This window comes from Vibrio sp. 1288 (genome assembly GCF_033344475.1).
Map to the genome: position 1 here is coordinate 1 of NZ_JAWPOX010001131.1, position 516 is coordinate 516.

1 pseudogene is annotated in these 516 nt (G+C 47.1%); it reads right to left on the reverse strand.

The window, feature by feature from the left end:
• Nucleotides 1–516 (reverse strand): annotated as a pseudogene (locus tag R8O11_RS31285) (hypothetical protein); the annotation flags it as partial.

Here is a 516-nt window from a genome sequence, read left to right on the forward strand (position 1 = left end):
CTTGTTCACCATCGCTCAACGTTCCCATGACCACCAAAGGCTTATGTGTGCCCAACGGCATTTCCAGTGCGGTTGACGAAATGTCCATACTCACTAATACCGCAGGCGTGACAGTAATAGAACCATGCGTACTGGTTAAGCCATCAAGCTCGGCATAGATATCCGCGTCACCCTCATCTTGTGCGGTGAAAATACCATTTGTGCCTGGCATGACAACGCTACAATCTGTGGAATCCCACTCTACGAGATGGCTAATATCACGGGTTTGTTTGTCAGTATATTCACCGTAAGCTTTCGCTTGAAAGCTTAGCCCTTTGGCAATCGCCTTATGTGGCAGATCGAAGTAAATGTTGGTCAACTTCGCGTCCACAACCTGTACGGTCATTTCGCTACTGAACTCATCTAGGTCTGCGCGAATGACCGAAACACCTGTTTTAAGCGCTGTAATCACACCGCGTTCGTCGATGTTAACAATGTCAGCATTTTCAACGTTCCAAACAACTTGTGATGTAAGGT